14 protein-coding genes are annotated in these 14,904 nt (G+C 64.9%); 11 read left to right on the top strand and 3 right to left on the bottom strand.

Annotated features, from left to right (window positions below):
* The first annotated feature begins 186 nt into the window (after positions 1–186).
* From CL52_RS14580 to CL52_RS14545, 8 genes are all read left to right on the top strand, one after another.
* The gene (locus tag CL52_RS14580; protein ID WP_016446149.1) at positions 187–663 is read left to right on the top strand and encodes a MerR family transcriptional regulator; all 477 of its coding nucleotides are present in this window, start codon (positions 187–189) and stop codon (positions 661–663) included.
* Entirely contained in the window at positions 660–3,623 is a 2,964-nt protein-coding gene (locus CL52_RS14575) for an HsdM family class I SAM-dependent methyltransferase (protein ID WP_043221483.1), read from the top strand. Before CL52_RS14580 ends, CL52_RS14575 begins: the two co-directional genes overlap by 4 nt.
* Before the next feature lie 149 nt (positions 3,624–3,772).
* Complete coding sequence (locus tag CL52_RS14570; protein ID WP_017462901.1) at positions 3,773–4,291, top strand: hypothetical protein; 519 nt, start codon at positions 3,773–3,775, stop codon at positions 4,289–4,291.
* A gap of 143 nt (positions 4,292–4,434) precedes the next feature.
* Complete coding sequence (locus CL52_RS14565) at positions 4,435–4,878, top strand: TIGR03757 family integrating conjugative element protein (protein WP_023125138.1); 444 nt, start codon at positions 4,435–4,437, stop codon at positions 4,876–4,878.
* Positions 4,875–5,819 (top strand): TIGR03756 family integrating conjugative element protein, encoded by a 945-nt coding sequence (locus tag CL52_RS14560; RefSeq protein ID WP_023125137.1) that lies wholly within the window; start codon positions 4,875–4,877, stop codon positions 5,817–5,819. Before CL52_RS14565 ends, CL52_RS14560 begins: the two co-directional genes overlap by 4 nt.
* A 10-nt stretch (positions 5,820–5,829) precedes the next feature.
* Positions 5,830–7,236 carry an integrating conjugative element protein gene (locus CL52_RS14555; RefSeq protein ID WP_043221478.1) on the top strand — a complete coding sequence of 469 codons (1,407 nt, stop codon included), beginning with the start codon at positions 5,830–5,832 and terminating at the stop codon, positions 7,234–7,236.
* The gene (locus tag CL52_RS14550) at positions 7,233–7,586 is read left to right on the top strand and encodes a hypothetical protein (protein ID WP_003292115.1); all 354 of its coding nucleotides are present in this window, start codon (positions 7,233–7,235) and stop codon (positions 7,584–7,586) included. Before CL52_RS14555 ends, CL52_RS14550 begins: the two co-directional genes overlap by 4 nt.
* 15 nt (positions 7,587–7,601) lie before the next feature.
* Positions 7,602–9,125, top strand: a complete 1,524-nt coding sequence (locus CL52_RS14545; protein ID WP_024162454.1) for a conjugal transfer protein TraG N-terminal domain-containing protein — start codon at positions 7,602–7,604, stop codon at positions 9,123–9,125.
* A 7-nt stretch (positions 9,126–9,132) separates the two neighbouring features.
* Here CL52_RS14545 and CL52_RS14540 read toward each other — a convergent pair whose 3' ends face one another.
* Entirely contained in the window at positions 9,133–9,504 is a 372-nt protein-coding gene (locus CL52_RS14540) for a DUF3742 family protein (RefSeq protein WP_003292113.1), read from the bottom strand.
* A gap of 223 nt (positions 9,505–9,727) precedes the next feature.
* Here CL52_RS14540 and CL52_RS14535 point away from each other — a divergent pair, with 223 nt between their 5' ends.
* From CL52_RS14535 to mobH, 3 genes are all read left to right on the top strand, one after another.
* The gene (locus tag CL52_RS14535) at positions 9,728–10,486 is read left to right on the top strand and encodes a type IV toxin-antitoxin system AbiEi family antitoxin domain-containing protein (protein WP_017244844.1); all 759 of its coding nucleotides are present in this window, start codon (positions 9,728–9,730) and stop codon (positions 10,484–10,486) included.
* Positions 10,479–11,399 carry a nucleotidyl transferase AbiEii/AbiGii toxin family protein gene (locus tag CL52_RS14530; RefSeq protein ID WP_003292111.1) on the top strand — a complete coding sequence of 307 codons (921 nt, stop codon included), beginning with the start codon at positions 10,479–10,481 and terminating at the stop codon, positions 11,397–11,399. Before CL52_RS14535 ends, CL52_RS14530 begins: the two co-directional genes overlap by 8 nt.
* Before the next feature lie 203 nt (positions 11,400–11,602).
* Positions 11,603–13,429: a MobH family relaxase gene (gene mobH, locus CL52_RS14525; RefSeq protein ID WP_003292110.1), complete on the top strand. Its 1,827-nt coding sequence runs from the start codon at positions 11,603–11,605 to the stop codon at positions 13,427–13,429.
* A gap of 401 nt (positions 13,430–13,830) precedes the next feature.
* Here the strand turns inward: mobH and CL52_RS21705 are convergent, their stop codons facing one another.
* Positions 13,831–14,205: an IS66 family transposase gene (locus CL52_RS21705; protein WP_074519822.1), complete on the bottom strand. Its 375-nt coding sequence runs from the start codon at positions 14,203–14,205 to the stop codon at positions 13,831–13,833.
* Between the two features lie 63 nt (positions 14,206–14,268).
* Positions 14,269–14,334, bottom strand: coding sequence for a hypothetical protein (locus CL52_RS21350; protein WP_376780438.1), 66 nt, complete (start codon positions 14,332–14,334; stop codon positions 14,269–14,271).
* Between the last annotated feature and the right edge of the window lie 570 nt (positions 14,335–14,904).

The following is a 14,904-nucleotide window of genomic DNA, read 5'->3' as shown; positions in this document are numbered from 1 at the left end:
CAGGCGCCCCTTCCGGGGGCGCCTTGCGTCTTGCCCCTATCCACACGTTCGCGATGCGCTCTGATGGTCGCGACTTTCGGAAGCTTGGAAGGCTTGTGGGATAGGCGGCTGAACCGGCCTTTACCTGTTGAGAAGCACACCTTTGCATGGCAGAATCTGCATATTTTCTAGTTGCCAGCAACGCGAATGTCTGCCGTCACCGCCATCCAGTACACTCAGGACCAGATGCGCACGCTAACCGGCGTGTCCGTCGAAACGGTGCGGCATTGGCGCAAGACCGTGCCCTACTTGGCGTCCAAGACCGGGAAGGCTGCCCGATTCACCTTCGCGGATCTCCTAGGCTTGGCCGTTACCAATGAGTTGGTCAGCTCGTTGGGAGTGCACATCGCCACCGTCAGCGTCGGCGTTGACGCGCTCTTTCGGTTGCTGGGCACGAGTAGCGCATTGGCGCTGAATGGGTCCGTGGCGTTCGTGACGGCCACTTCGGCGACCCTGTGCGATATCGGCCCCGAGGGGATTGGACCGGCGCCGACGCAACCGACTCTCGTCATCCCGCTCGATCCGTTGATCATGCGGCTTCAGCAGCACATGCTGCCGATCGTCCCGACGCCGAGCCAGGCAGCGTTGCCGTTTCCACCCGAAGCTATCCGGAGTAGGGCGTGAACACTGCCACGCTGGAACAGGTGCTCGCCGCAACCGGCTACCTGCCGGACGGGCAACCCGCGCCCGGTCTTCGGTTGGGGGCCGAGGCGCAGTCCTCGCGCCACGGCCGCGTTTTTGTTCCGGACGCATTGTGGCGCAGCGCGTCGTCGTTGACCGTCTACTTCAAGTTTGAGCAAAGCGCGCCTGCAGACGATCTGGTCAGCCAGTGGCGACGAGAGGTCTGGAACGAGGGGTTCGCGCCGTTGCTGTGGGTGATCTCGCCGCAGCGTATCGACCTGTACAACGGTTTCGGCACACCCGCGAAAGAAGGCGATGCCCAGAGACATTTGATTCGGCGTTTCGAGAACATCGAAGGTTCGCTTCATGAACTGGACGAGTTGGCCGGCCGACTGGCGATCGAGACGGGCCAATTCTGGGCCCAGGTGCCGGCCATCGATCGCAAGACCAGCGTCGATCAGAAGCTCCTGTCTGACCTTGGATGTCTCGAACGCGATTTGGTCGCAGGCAATCTCGCGCGCGATGCGGCGCAGGCCTTGATTGGGCGCGTGATCTTCACCCAGTACCTGATTGACCGCGAGATCGTCAGTGCGGCGCGGTTGAAGCGGGTATGCGGCCGCACGGCGTTGCCGGCGATCCTGCGCGACCGGCCAGCGACCAGCAAGCTGTTCGCATGGCTGGCCCAGACCTTCAACGGCGATATGTTTCCGCCCTCGTCGGTGAAAACGACACCAGCAGCTCACCATTTGACGCGGGTTGCGGAGTTCCTGGAGGCTGTCGATCCTGAAAGCGGGCAACTCAGCTTCTTCCCGTACCAGTTCGACGTGATTCCGGTCGAGCTCATCAGCTCGATCTACGAGCAGTTTGCACATGCTGAGCCGCAGACTGGAGGAAAGCGCACAGAAGCGTTGCGAAACGGCGTGCACTACACGCGACTGTCCGTCGTCTCGCTGGTCCTCGATGAGGTCATGGATGGTCTATCTGGACGGGAGTCGGTGCTGGATTTGACGTGCGGCTCCGGTGTCTTCCTGGTCGAAGCGCTGCGGCGCTTGGTTCATCTTCGCTCGCAAGGTCAGCCGCCCACGAGGGAGCTGATCCGCTCGACGCTCTACGGGCAGGTGTATGGCGTAGACATTAGCGAAGCCGCGATTCGCGTCGCTGCGTTCAGCCTGTACCTGGCTGCGCTTGAGCTGGACCCTGACCCGCAACCACCGCAGTCCCTGAAGTTCCAGCCATTGATCGGCAGGACATTGCTCGTCGGTGACGCTCGTACTGTCGAACGTGATGGAGATGGCAAGGCCGTGCTGGCGACGCCGGCAGGGCTGAAGCAGTTCGACCTTATCGTGGGCAATCCCCCTTGGAGCTTTAGGGGGCAGACAGGAACCGAAGCGCGGCGCAAGACCAGGGTTGCGGGCGTACCTGCGCAACCGCGCGGTGAAGGCTTGGATTTCGTGTTGCGAGCGGCGGAGTTCTCACATGAGAAGACCCGTTTCGGCATCATTCTTAGCGCGATGCCGTTCTTCAGCCGCAGCGGCACCGGCATGGCAGCAGCTCAGCATGTGATGCGAGCCGTGGCTCCGATCACCTTGGTAAATCTGTCCAATTTGTGCAGTTGGCTCTTCGCGACAGCGGCCATGCCCGCAGTGGTTCTCTTTGCCCGTCATCGACCGAAGCAGCGAACGGATCAGGTCACGGTCGTTCAGATCCCGTGGACGCCCAGCGGTGCAAGGACTCATTCGTTCGAGGTGGCGCCGAGTGACGTCATCACTTTGACACTCGACGAAATCCAAGAACAGCCGTTGAAGCTCAAGGCAGCAGCCGTTGGCCGGCGCCGTGACCTCCTATTGCTGGATGACTTGACTTCGGCCCACAGAAATCTGGGCGAGCAACTCTCATTACTCGACACTACCTTCCAGGTTGGATTGATTCGCGGGGCCCCAGAGAATCAGACGCGCGATGCTCGCCCGCTAAAAGGATTGGATGTACTGCAAGTCAAAGACATGCAGCACTTCAACATTCCCGATGATTTGCCGACTTTCAGCCAATCGAAGGCACAATGGCCACGATCGCGGGAGATATATCAAGCCCCGCTTCTCATCGTGAAGGAAATGCTTCTGGGGAGTCCACGCGTCTTGGCGGCCGTCTCCGAGCGGGATCTCGTCTTCACGAACTCATACTTCGCAGTGTCTCTTCCGAGAGGGCACACGCGGACGGCACATTTGCTTGCCACCGTGTTGAGTTCTGCTTTTGCGACATGGTTCTTCTATCTGACCGCTGCAGAGTTTGGAATCTACAAGAGGAAGCTGCTGGCTCGCGACCTCAGCTTCCTACCGGTGCCTAATTTCACGAGCGCAGTGAAATCTGAGGCTGGCCAGCGCCTGCTGCAGATTGAGAAGAATCTGCGCGCCAACGGCACCGACGAGAGGGGATGGGCTGAACTGGACGAAGCTGTCTTCGATCTGTACGAACTGAACGATGCCGACCGAACTGTCATTCGAGACGGCCTCCTTCGCGCCGGGTGGCAATGGGAAACCGGCCGCGAATCATCCGTGGAGCCATCGGACAGTCGTACTGAGGTCACGGCGTATGCCAAGACGTTCCTGTCCGTTATCGAGGATTGGCTTTCCGTTCGCAATAAGCGGCACATGCGCGCCGAAGTGCTCGACTTGCCAAGCAGTTCGGCCTTGCGCGTCGTGCGCTTTGTCTTGGAAGAAGGGCCGGGTAATGCGAGCGTGAGCGTCGTGGCACCACAAGGCGAATTGGGTGAAGTACTGGCACGTATCGGCAGGCGCCTGAAAGTCAAGATTGCGACCGCGCTCAGTGCAGAGCGGGAATTGCGAGTACACGGACGCAACGAAGTCGTGATCATCAAGCCAGCAGCGCGGCGCTACTGGATGGGCATAGCGGCACTGGAAGATGCCGATGCAGTGGTCGCGGAGAGCTTTTCAGGGGGCAAAGTTTGAGGATCCCCTATGAGGCACCTCCTGCACTGGGCAGAGAGTTCATTGAACTTGAGCCCGAGGTTGTGGCGGTCATTCTGCTGACACTGGCCGCAGGTTGGCAGCGAGCATGCGCAGCCGAGGACGTGAATGCCAACGCTGGAGAGGTAATCATGACCGAGCGCCTGCGGGACGGGATGCGCATTGCGCTGAAGAACTCCCCGTGGAAGCAGATCATGGTGCTGCCTGGCACGGAATCGCGATCCAAAAGCAACGTGATGCTGCCAGACGGACGTACCGACATCCCGCTGGCGTTCGTCGAAATTTTCTTGCGCACGCAGGAGCATGATCCGCACGCGATCATCGAATGCAAACGAATCGCCGGGTCGGACACTCACTTGTGTCGAGAGTACGTCGTCGAGGGCATGGATCGATTCATCCAGGAGAAGTACGGCGAGAACCATGCTATCGGCTTCATGGTGGGGTACGTTCTTGCCGGCGCTCCTTCGGAATCCGCGGATGGCGTCAACGCTTACTTGAGAAGAGTTTCGCGCTCGGTAGATCGCCTCGCCCCGAGCGACATCAGTGACGGGACTTGGCAGAGCCTACATGCACGCTCCAAGCCGTCGATGCCGATTCGCTTACAGCATGCGTTTCTTGGGTTCGCGGGCACCTCAGCGTCCCGCACCTGATCTCCGCCTCCGACAGGAGGCAATCACAACGCTCACAACGGCATAGGGTATGAAACCGGCAGGGGCCGGATGCGGTTTCTTTGTCGCGCTAGATCGGCACTTGAAGTCGACTGTGACTTTGATCGACTCCAAGGACGCCCGATATGCCGGCCCCCGTCTTCAAGGCTTCGCCCCGGCTGCCGACCATCAGCATTGCGCCCGGACTGTGGGCAGTGCTGTTCATGTTTACCCAGACTGCAGCAGCCGACGTGCTCGTCGTCACCGACAGCCGTCATCCGGTGCAGGCCCCGGCCGGCGTGCGGATCATCGAGCTGGACCAGGCCACGCGCATCGAGGTCGAACTCGCCGCGCACCTGCCGGCCGACCCGCAACAGGCCGCAGCCGTGGTGCGGCAGCGGTTGCATGGCGGCGGCGAGGCCCTTCAGCGCCGCATCGGCCACGCCTATCAAGGTGTCGCGGATGCCTGGGGACTGGGCATCGCCAAGATTCCCGCCGTGGTGGTCGATCGACGCTACGTGGTCTACGGCGAGCCCGACGTGCCCCGCGCCGTCGCGCGCATCAACGCCTACCGGAGCACGCAGCCATGAGCCTCCTGCTGGCACGCCGGCGCCTGCGCGCCACCGCCGCCTCGCTGCTGCTGAGCGCGGCCACGTCGACGTTCGCCCTGGACACCGCCACCATCGTCTCGTCGGCGCTGTCCCCCGACTGCCTCGAATACCGCGTGGTCGGTATCTGCTACTGGCTGTACTGCACGCCCTTCGGCTGCTCGGTTCGCACCTCCGTCAAGGTGCGCCACTACGTCCCCGATGCGGTGGTGTCGAGCTACTCGAACACCGGCGAAAACCCGTGGCTGGAGGTCAGGGCGATGAGCATGCCCAACCCGACCGCCAAGGCTGGCGGTGACGGCACGACCAATCACGACAACGAGAACAACCTCGCCAAGTTCAAGAACGCCGATGTCATCGGCCATCCGGCCGGGCTGGTGTTCAGCCAGTTCGCCAGCGCCTCCGGCTACACCTGCGAAGGCGCTGGCACGGCCTTCATGCCGTATCTGCTGAGCACGCTCGACACGATCGCCTGGCGCTACAACATCCCGGAAGCGTTCTACCCCGAAGCGCTCATCCCCGGCCGGCGCGAAATCGGTACGCGCACCGGCCTGAACCTCTGGGGCAACGTGTATCCCCGCGGTGGCTTCCTGCACCAGACCGACGACCACAAGAGCGGCGCCGTGGTCGCGCAGCGCGCGGGCGACATCGTGACGCGCCGCAACCAGATTCACGTGTATCAGCCCCTGCTGGCCAACGCCCGCGACGGCTACTGGCCAGCCGGCGCGCTGATGGAGACCGACGCCTCGACGGGCAAGTGGCAGGAGCTGACGCCCACGCTCTCGAACAGTTGCGTGGTCTTCCCGCACAGCCGCACCCGCGTGCAGGCCCAGCAGGGCGACTACGCCTGGGCCTTGTGGCGGCCGTACTCCTGCTGCCGGCGCCGTGGCCAGGTCTTCCTCGGCAGCGTCGATTTCATGTGAGGAACCCACGATGAACGCCTCCCTCCCTGATTTCCTGCGCCGCGCGAAATCGCCCCTGCGGGCCACGCTGCTCGTGGCGGCCATCACGCTGGTCGTCGGCGTCGCCTGGGCGCAGACCCGCATCGACCCCAATGGCGTGAACGTCAGCGGCAGCGTGATCGGCGACGACGTGCTCTACAGCATCGGCGGCGGCCGGGCGGTGTCGATGGGTGGTGCCGGCAACATGCAGAGCATCGGCGTCGGCGTCGGCTGGAACAGCAACCTGATCTGCGGCGACATGAGTATCACCACGACACTGCAGAACCAGCTCAACGGCATCACCAACGGCTTCCAAACGATCATGAGCAACGTGATCCAGAACGCCACCAGCGCCGTGGCCTCGCTGCCGGCCCTGATCATCCAGCGCGCCGACCCGGGCCTGTACAACCTGCTCACCAACGGCCTCCTGCAGGCGCGCCTGGATTTCGACCGCTCGAAGATGACCTGCCGGGCCATCGCCAATCGCATGGCGGACATGGCCGGCGGCCAGGCCGGCTGGGACCAGCTCGCCGAGGGGATGGCGCTGCGGGATGCGGTCAGCAGCACCGATGCCGTCTCCGCCATCGAGCAGGCCGAGTCCAACAAAGGGAACAACGGCGTGCCCTGGGTCGGCGGCGGCAACGCGGGCGGCTCCGGCCAGAGTTCGATCAAGGTGGTCGGCGACGTGACGCGAGCGGGCTACAACCTGCTCAACGGGCGCAGCGCCACCGATACCTCGTCGATCGCGCGCAGCGCCTGCAGCAACCGCCTGACCTGCCAAACCTGGTCGTCGCCTGGCGCGGCCGCGGACTGGGCGACCCGCGTGTTGGGCGAACGCGAGCAACGCACCTGCGAAAACTGCACGAAGACCCAGACCACGCCTGGCGTCGGGCTCACGCCAGTGATCCAGGAAGAGTACGAGGCCAAGCTGCAGGTGCTGCAGGAGCTGGTGACGGGCGCCCGGCCGACGACGCCGACCAATCTCGACGCGGCCGGCAGCAGCTCGCTGCCGATCACCCGCGGCGTGATCGAGGCCCTGCGTGATGAACCCGACCAGGACGTGCTGGGCAAGCGCCTGGCGTCGGAGGCGGCGCTGTCCAGCGTGCTGGAGAAGGCCTTGCTGCTGCAACGCACGTTGCTGACCGGCAAGAAGGAGCCGAACGTCGCCGCCAACGAACTGGCCGTGCAGGCGGTCGACCAGGAGAACAGTGCGCTGGAGCAGGAGATCAACAACCTCAAGACCGAGCTGGAGCTGCGGCGCACGCTGGCCGGCAACTCGGCGATGGCGATCATCCAGCGCCACAGCACCCGCGCTGCTGGTTCGCGCGGCGTCTTCGAGGGCGACACCACGCGCGACCGTCTGCGGGAAGTCCAGAAGCCGCGGAGCGGTACGCCATGAGCCGGCTGGCCTGGCTGCGGCTGCCATGGCTGTTCAACCGCCGCGTCGGCGTGGCGCTGCTGTGGACCTTGCTGGTGGTCGCCGCCGCGGTGGCGGTGAACATCGCCGGCATCCACGTCGTCGGCGGCGTCGAGGGCTGGCAGCACTGGCTGCAGGCGCACGCCGGCCACTTCTTCGTGTGGCGGCTGTGCCTCTACGGAGCGACGGCTTACGGCTGGTGGTGGATGCGTCGGCGCCTGTTGCGGCGGGAGCCGTCCCGCGAGACGCATCAGCGCCTGCTGCGCACGGAGATCGCGGCCGTGATCGCCGTGGTCGCGCTGGAAGCCAGCCAACTGCTGCGGCACGGCTGAGACCGGGAGGCAGGCATGACGCTCTACACCACGGACTACCTGGAGTATTACCTGACCCTGGTGGCTTGGGTGGTCAACAACGGCATCTGGAGCATCCTCGTGGCCAGCGGCGTGTTCGCGCTGCCGTTCGTGGCCATCGTGATCCAGGAATGGCTCAAGGCCCGCAGCGAAGGTGCGGACGAGGGCAACAAGGGCGTGCTGTCGTCGATGCGCATCGAGAACCGGGTGTGGGTGGCGATCGTGGTCATCATGTTCGCCGGCATCCCGTTCATCCCGGTGGATCTCGCCACGATCAGGTTCGACACCACGCGCTCCGCGCAATGCCAGGTCAGTGTCCCGCTGCCCAACGACACGGGCTGGTCCAACGTCTACACGGCGCTCAACGACCAGAGCGCGCTGGTGCCGGTGTGGTGGTTCTTCATGCACGCGCTGTCGAAAGCCGTGACGGGCTCCGCGGTGGCGGCGATTCCCTGCGGCACGGACCTGCGTCAGATTCGCATGGATGTGGATGCCACGCGCATCGACGACCCGGTGCTGGCACAGGAGGTCGCCGACTTCACGCACGACTGCTACGGGCCGTCGCGCGCCAAGCTGTTCATGAACCGGCCGACGCTCTCCGACGAGCAGATGAACGACGTCACCTGGATCGGGTCGAGTTACTTCCTCGACACGCCCGGCTTCTATGACACCTATCGCGCCAAGACCCCACGCACGGCCTGGCCCTACGACGCGACCCGCGATGCGGGTCTGGCACAGGTGGACAGCGGCGGCGGCTATCCATCCTGCCGGCAGTGGTGGGCCGATGGCGGCCAGGGACTGCGCAGCCGGCTGCTGGCACAGGTCGACCCGGACCTGCTGACTCGCATCGGGCGCTGGGTGGGCTTCCTGTCGCAGAGCGAGGTCAATGACTCGGTGATCCGCGCCGTGGTCGCGCCGAGGCAGCAGAAGATGAACCAGGGCGCCGTCTACACCGACTACGGCGGCCAGATCGACAAGACGCTGCCGAACATCGTCACGCGCGGCGCGAGCGACCTGGGTCTGACCGTCGGTTCGCTGGGCTTCTTTCCTGCGATGGACGTGGTGCGCCAGGCGCTGCCGATGGTGCTGACCATGCTCAAGATGGCGCTCGTCATCTGCATCCCGCTGGTGCTGCTGATCGGCACCTACGACCTGAAGACGGTGGTGACGGTGAGCTGCGTCCAGTTCGCGCTGTTCTTCGTGGACTTCTGGTTCCAGCTCGCGCGCTGGATCGACAGCACGATCCTGGATGCGCTCTACGGCTGGGGGTTTGGCGCGGACAGGCCTCACACGAACTTCGATCCGTTGATCGGTTTGAACAACGCCTTTGGCGACATGTTGCTGAACTTCGTCATGGCGATGATGTTCATCGTGCTGCCGACGTTTTGGGTCATGGCATTGGCTTGGGCAGGCGTTCGCACGGGAAATATCGTGCAGGGGTTGTCCACCGCCACCTCGGACGCCAAGGGCGCTGGGGGGCGTGGCGCTGGTATGGCAATGAGCGCCGTATCGAAGAAGTGACCGCCGTTCAGTCGTCGTCGGTCACATGCGGGTCGATGCGCCAGTCGCTCTTGTCATAAAGCCCGAAGCCGTTGGGGCCTTCCCTCCACTCGGGTTGCGGTTCCTCTTGATCAGGGTCGTCGTGCTGCACGAGCCATGCAGCAGTCACCGCAAAGGCGAGCAGCAGGGCCAGCCAGAACGCGGAGTAGAGCAGCGCACCGAGCACGGCGAGCTTGACGATCCAGAGCACCGCCGTCGCCGCGCCCGCAGGCACCCCGCGCGTCACCAGCCAGCCGGCGACACGCTGCTCGCGGCGCAGGTATCCACGCCAGGCACGGCCAGCCCCCCGGCCCAGCCGGTGGCTCCAGCGCCCGTTGTGCGTGTTGGCGGTCATGCTCATATGCCTCGGCTTCAGTGGTGCCTCACCTCGCGGAGCGGCCGGTCGTGGCCTGCCCTCCAGCATAGACCGCGATCAGGAGGGCGGGTTGCGCCCGGCAGAGCCGGGTTGGCTCGGGTCGTAGGTCGATTAGATTATGCACAACAAATCAAACCTTATGCTACTTTCCATGCACGTTCTTGCAATGGCTCTAGGGGTCGATTGGATTCTGTGTTATTTTTATAACATGGATCGAAATTCTCGGCACCAGGTAATCAAGCGACTGCAGGCGGGACTCTCCCGTGGGGCGCCGTTCGACCTTGCCACCCTGAGCCAGTTCGGGGTGTCGCCCCAGCTCGCCGCCCACTATGCCGACGGCGGGTGGCTCGTGCGCCTGGCCCATGGCGTCTATGCCTTCCCGAACGATGAGTTCGGGGTCTACGGTGCGCTGAAGTTCCTGCAACAGCGTGTGCCCGGCCTGCACGTCGGCGGCAAGAGCGCCCTGGCCCTGCAGGGTGTGCGGCACAACCTGGGCAGCCGGGAGACGCTGGTGCTGTGGGGCGACGGTCGTTTCGCGTTGCCGGCCTGGTTCACCTCGCGCTTTCCGGCCCGCTACGTCCACGCCCGCCTGTTCGACTGGCCGGACACGACGCTGGCCAGCAAGACCCTGACCACGCCGCCTGGCCTGCCCGAGGATCTGCGGGTGGCTGCCTCCGAGCGTGCCGTTCTGGAGCTGCTGTACGAAGCCGGCGTCAAGCAGAGCCTCGAAGAGGCCCGCAACCTCTTCGATGGACTGCGTTCCCCCCGCAAGGACTTGCTCGGACAACTGCTGTCCTGCTGCGCCAGCGTGAAGGCCGTGCGCCTGTTCCTCACCTGGGCGCGCGAGACCAGCCTCGTGGATGTCGATGCCCTGCTGGAGCAGTACCCGGTTCGCACCGGCAGCAACACGCGCTGGATGAGCCGGCTCGATGACGGCACCTTGCTAAGCCTGAGACCTCATGGATAAGACCTACGCGGACACCGTTCGCCTGCTGCTGGCCGTCGCGCCCGACGTGTTCGCCAACCACATCTTCGCCATGAAGGGCGGCACGGCCATCAACCTCTTCGTGCGGGACATGCCGCGCCTGTCGGTGGACATCGACGTGGTGTACCTCCCGTGGCAGACGCCGCGCGACGAAGCGCTGCAAGCCATCAACCAGGAGCTGGCCGCCATCGCCACGCGTGTTGTACCGCTGGGCGTGCAGACACGCCTGGTTCGCGCCAAGGACCTGGGGGACACCAAGCTGATCGTCGAGAACGACGCCCACCAGGTGAAGATCGAGGTCAACGTCGTGTTCCGAGGCAGTGTGCTGCCCGTCGAGCGGCGGCCGCTGAGCGCCAGGACCAGCGATCTGTTCGGCGTCGAGTTCGAGCTGCCGGTTCTGGCACCGGACGAGCTGTACGCCAGCAAGCTGGTGGCCGCGCTGGATCGGCAGCACCCCCGCGACCTGTTCGACGTGTGGCAGCTCTTTGAGTCGGGCGGCATCAGCGACGGCATGGTCGAGTGCTTCGTGATCTATCTGGCGGGCCACAACCGGCCGCCCCACGAAGTGCTGTTCGGCAACGACAAGGACATCGCCGGCGAGTACGAGCGGGCCTTTGTCGGCATGACCGAAGTGGACTGCTCCCTGGAGACACTGCTCGACGCTCGCGCCAGGATGCGGCGCGAGCTGCCACAGCGACTGAGCACCGCGCACAAGCAGTTTCTGAGCGGGCTGGCGCGCGCAGAACCGGACTGGTCGCTGGTGCAGTGCCAGCACGCCGCGCAACTGCCGGCACTGCGCTGGAAGCTCGCCAATCTCGAAACCTTCCGCAAGCGCCGTCCCGACGACTTCGCAGCGCAATCCGCCGCCCTCGACACCGGCTTGGGCCAGAGCTGACGAACATCCCGCAGCGCCCCACTTGCCGGGATTGCCCCATGCCGCATTCATCGTGGCACCCGCGCAGCAGCGGCCCTATACCCAAAGGCTTCCGACAAAGGCCAAAGGGCTGAGAAGGGGCAAAGGAAGGGCGCCAAGGGGAAAGGCCCTATCCTGAAAAGGCCAAAAGGCGCCCCTGAGCAGCCCGTCATCCGGGGTTCGCCATGCTCTCGCTGTTCCAGCGCAAACGGGTGCCACCCACCGCCGGCACACCGCCCACCTCCGGCATCGAAACTCCAAAAGGGTCGATGCGGCCGGAGTCGGCCGCATCGCTGCTGGCCACGCCGCGCCGGCAGAAACTGCTGGAACACATCTGGCAGCGCACATCGCTCTCACGCCGACAGTTCGCCGCGCTCTACCTCGCCCCACTGGAGCGCTACGCCGAGCTGGTCCAGCAGTTCCCGGCCTCCGAGAACCACCACCACGCCTATCCGGGCGGCATGCTGGACCACGGTCTGGAGATCGTCGCCTATGCGCTGAAGCTGCGGCAGTCATACCTGCTGCCTGCGGGCGTCACGCCGGAGGCACAGGCGGCCCAGGCCGAAGCCTGGACCGCAGGCACGGCCTACGCGGCCCTGCTGCACGACATCGGCAAGATTGCGGTCGATCTGCACGTCGAACATGCCGACGGCAGCGTCTGGCATCCCTGGCACGGCCCGCTGCGAAAGCCCTACCGCTTCCGTTACCGAAAGGAGCGCGAGTACCGCCTGCACAGCGCCGCCACCGGGCTGCTCTACGCGCGCCTTCTCGATCGGGACATCTTCGACTGGCTCAGCGGCTATCCCGACCTCTGGGCCGCGCTGCTGTACGTGCTGGCCGGCCAGTACGAGCACGCCGGCACGCTCGGCGAACTGGTCGTGCAGGCCGACCAGGCATCGGTCGCCCAGGAACTCGGCGGCGATCCCAGTAAGGCGCTGGCGGCACCCAAGCATGCGCTGCAACGCAAATTGCTCGACGGCTTGCGCTACCTGCTCAAGGAGGAATTCAAGTTGAACCAGGCCGGCCCGGCGGACGGCTGGCTGACCCAAGACGCCCTGTGGCTGGTGAGCAAGACCGTCTCCGACAAGCTACGCGCACATCTGCTGTCGCAGGGCATCGACGGCATCCCGGCGAGCAATACGGCGGTGTTCAACGTGCTGCAGGATCACGGCATCGTGCAACCGACGCCGGATGGCAAGGCGATCTGGAAGGCTGCGGTCACCAGCGAGGCCGGCTGGTCGCACGCCTTCACCTTCCTGAAACTCTCGCCGGCGATGATCTGGGATGCCGCCGACCGGCCGGCGCCGTTCGCAGGCCGTGTGCAGGTCGAAGAGGAACAAGCGGAGCCGACGCCGCAGGCGCCGGCGGTGGCCGATGGGCCGCGCGCGGAAGGCATCGAAGCTGCATCCGCGAGCACGGCGCCGGTCGCATCCGCAGCCATGGACACCGGCGTGGCCGCGCTGCTCGACCTGCTGGGCGACACCGCTCCACCCACGGCACCGGAGATCCCGAGTTCCCCTGTTGCCGAGCCCGAGCCGGCCCCTTCGACCGTGCCCCCGCCGCAGATGGGCCTCGCGCCTTCCCAGGATCGCGCGGAGCCCTCCGGGGCGCACTTCATGGCCTGGCTGCGTCAGAGCATCCAGACGCGCAAGCTCATCATCAACGACGCCAAGGCCCTGGTGCATACCGTCGCCGGTACGACCTACCTCGTCAGCCCCGGCGTGTTCCAGCGCTACGCGCAGGAGTACCTTCAAGTCGTCGCGCTGGCCAAGCAGGAGAAGCTGGAGGGGTGGCAGTGGGTACAGAAGCGCTTCGAGAAGCTGGGACAGCACCGCAAGCAGCCGAGCGGGCTGAACATCTGGACCTGCGAAGTCACGGGGCCGCGCAAGTCGCGCCGGCTGCACGGCTACCTGCTCGCCAGCCCGGATGCGCTGTTCCAGGAGACGCCGCCAGACAACCCATACCTGCGGCTCCTGCATGAGGACTTCTTACCAAGCGCGAACCCTCTGTAAAACCTGCCCCCTATCCAAGCCGGGAATTAGCAATCTAGGTTGAGCAGGTCGTGAGCTGCATTAAGCGCATGCTGAGCGGCATCGCCCCCCATTTAGCAACCGATCACGGTTAAGCCCGCCTCCGCGAACCCATGCTGTGGGTAGGTGCCCGTTTTCGGCTCGTCTTATGAAAAAAGGTGAGCGTCCAGCCGTCCCATCGTTACTCAGGTTGAGACGCCGAGGGGCAACAGCTCCTCGATCTGGCTGTTGGGCCAGATGGGCAGTTTTTCCCGGGGTGTCCTTGAGCCAGGCGCCGGGCTCGAGACCGTTCAGTCTGGTGGTGGCCAGCACGCTCTGGATGGCGGCGGCGCGGTAGCTGCAGCCGGTCGTGTAGGGCCTGCAGTTTGGGCAGGGCTTTCTGTTCACGCAGCAGCTGCCGGACGGCCGCGTCGAGTGCGGGGGCGCGCCAATCGAGGGCATAGAGATCGGCGATGCGCCGCAAGGCCTCGGCTGTCACTGGGCTCCAGGTCGTTGCTGCGGTAGGCCCAGAGTAGGCCCAGAGATAGGGGCGTTTGGTTTTCCCCTCGCCGGGATTGAGTTGCTGCAGAGGGAGTTTCATCGGCATGCAGCACCTGGCGTTGGAGCAATAAGGCGCGCAGCCGATCCACCAGGGGCTCAAGGCCACGCCGTAGCGCCCGACTCACTCGGCGAGGGCCGAACGGGCAGGGTGACGCCGTCACGGGCAGCGATCTGTTCGAGGCGGTAGAGCGGCAGGCGGTCAGGTCAGGGGCGGCCATGCCGCCTTCGATCACTGCTGGCGGAACCGGCGCGGCGCTGATGCTTTCGCACGGGCGGCAGGCTTATTGCGGGCGACTGTGCCGGTGGACGAAGGGCCTGGCCAGGATCAGGTCGAGCTGCTCGCTGATGTCTTCGCCGATCTTGACCAGCGCGGCGCTGCATTCGGCGGCATGGAACTAGCGAAAACGGCCTTGATGCAGACGGCGCTGACCCAACCACACACCGGTGCCGTCCTACTGCAACAGCTTGAGCCGCGAGCCGTGCCGATTGCGAAAGGCATAGGTCGTGCCATCGCAGGGTGGTCGCCCGAGGGCCTGCTGAAGGTGCACCAAAGCCCGTCGATCCCCAAGCGCATGTTGATCGGTCGGCCACCAGCCAAACCTGGGCCGGCATTCGCGTCAGACCATCCCCCGCAGCAATCCGGCCAACCAGCTTGCATCGACGTCCGCCGGCAACGCCAACCGCCAGCCACTGGCATGCCTGCAGCAGCCACACCCCTGCCGCTGCCACGGGCACCAGGGTAAGCGGCGTGGCCGCCCGCTTGCTGCGTCTGATCCAGTAGGCCAGTGCCTCGGGTTTGAGCGCATGCTACTGGCAATAAGCAACTGCGTCAGCCCGCTGTCCTGCCAGGCCTGAACATGCCGAGCCCAGGACTCGCGGCGCGCGTGCATCGTTTCCATATAAATCCCCTACTGGAA

The organism is Stutzerimonas balearica DSM 6083 (assembly GCF_000818015.1).
GTDB classification, from domain to species: domain Bacteria; phylum Pseudomonadota; class Gammaproteobacteria; order Pseudomonadales; family Pseudomonadaceae; genus Stutzerimonas; species Stutzerimonas balearica.
This window is presented reverse-complemented; position numbering and strand designations above follow the sequence as displayed.

Excerpts from the sequence above, each read along its gene's own strand:
- CL52_RS14580 (WP_016446149.1), top strand. The coding sequence starts at position 187 with ATGTCTGCCGTCACCGCCATCCAGTACACTCAGGACCAGATGCGCACG.
- CL52_RS14570 (WP_017462901.1), top strand. The coding sequence starts at position 3,773 with ATGACCGAGCGCCTGCGGGACGGGATGCGCATTGCGCTGAAGAACTCC.
- CL52_RS14565 (WP_023125138.1), top strand. The coding sequence starts at position 4,435 with ATGCCGGCCCCCGTCTTCAAGGCTTCGCCCCGGCTGCCGACCATCAGC.
- CL52_RS14560 (WP_023125137.1), top strand. The coding sequence starts at position 4,875 with ATGAGCCTCCTGCTGGCACGCCGGCGCCTGCGCGCCACCGCCGCCTCG.
- CL52_RS14555 (WP_043221478.1), top strand. The coding sequence starts at position 5,830 with ATGAACGCCTCCCTCCCTGATTTCCTGCGCCGCGCGAAATCGCCCCTG.
- CL52_RS14550 (WP_003292115.1), top strand. The coding sequence starts at position 7,233 with ATGAGCCGGCTGGCCTGGCTGCGGCTGCCATGGCTGTTCAACCGCCGC.
- CL52_RS14545 (WP_024162454.1), top strand. The coding sequence starts at position 7,602 with ATGACGCTCTACACCACGGACTACCTGGAGTATTACCTGACCCTGGTG.
- CL52_RS14540 (WP_003292113.1), bottom strand. The coding sequence starts at position 9,504 with ATGAGCATGACCGCCAACACGCACAACGGGCGCTGGAGCCACCGGCTG.
- CL52_RS14535 (WP_017244844.1), top strand. The coding sequence starts at position 9,728 with ATGGATCGAAATTCTCGGCACCAGGTAATCAAGCGACTGCAGGCGGGA.
- CL52_RS14530 (WP_003292111.1), top strand. The coding sequence starts at position 10,479 with ATGGATAAGACCTACGCGGACACCGTTCGCCTGCTGCTGGCCGTCGCG.
- mobH (WP_003292110.1), top strand. The coding sequence starts at position 11,603 with ATGCTCTCGCTGTTCCAGCGCAAACGGGTGCCACCCACCGCCGGCACA.
- CL52_RS21705 (WP_074519822.1), bottom strand. The coding sequence starts at position 14,205 with ATGGCCGCCCCTGACCTGACCGCCTGCCGCTCTACCGCCTCGAACAGA.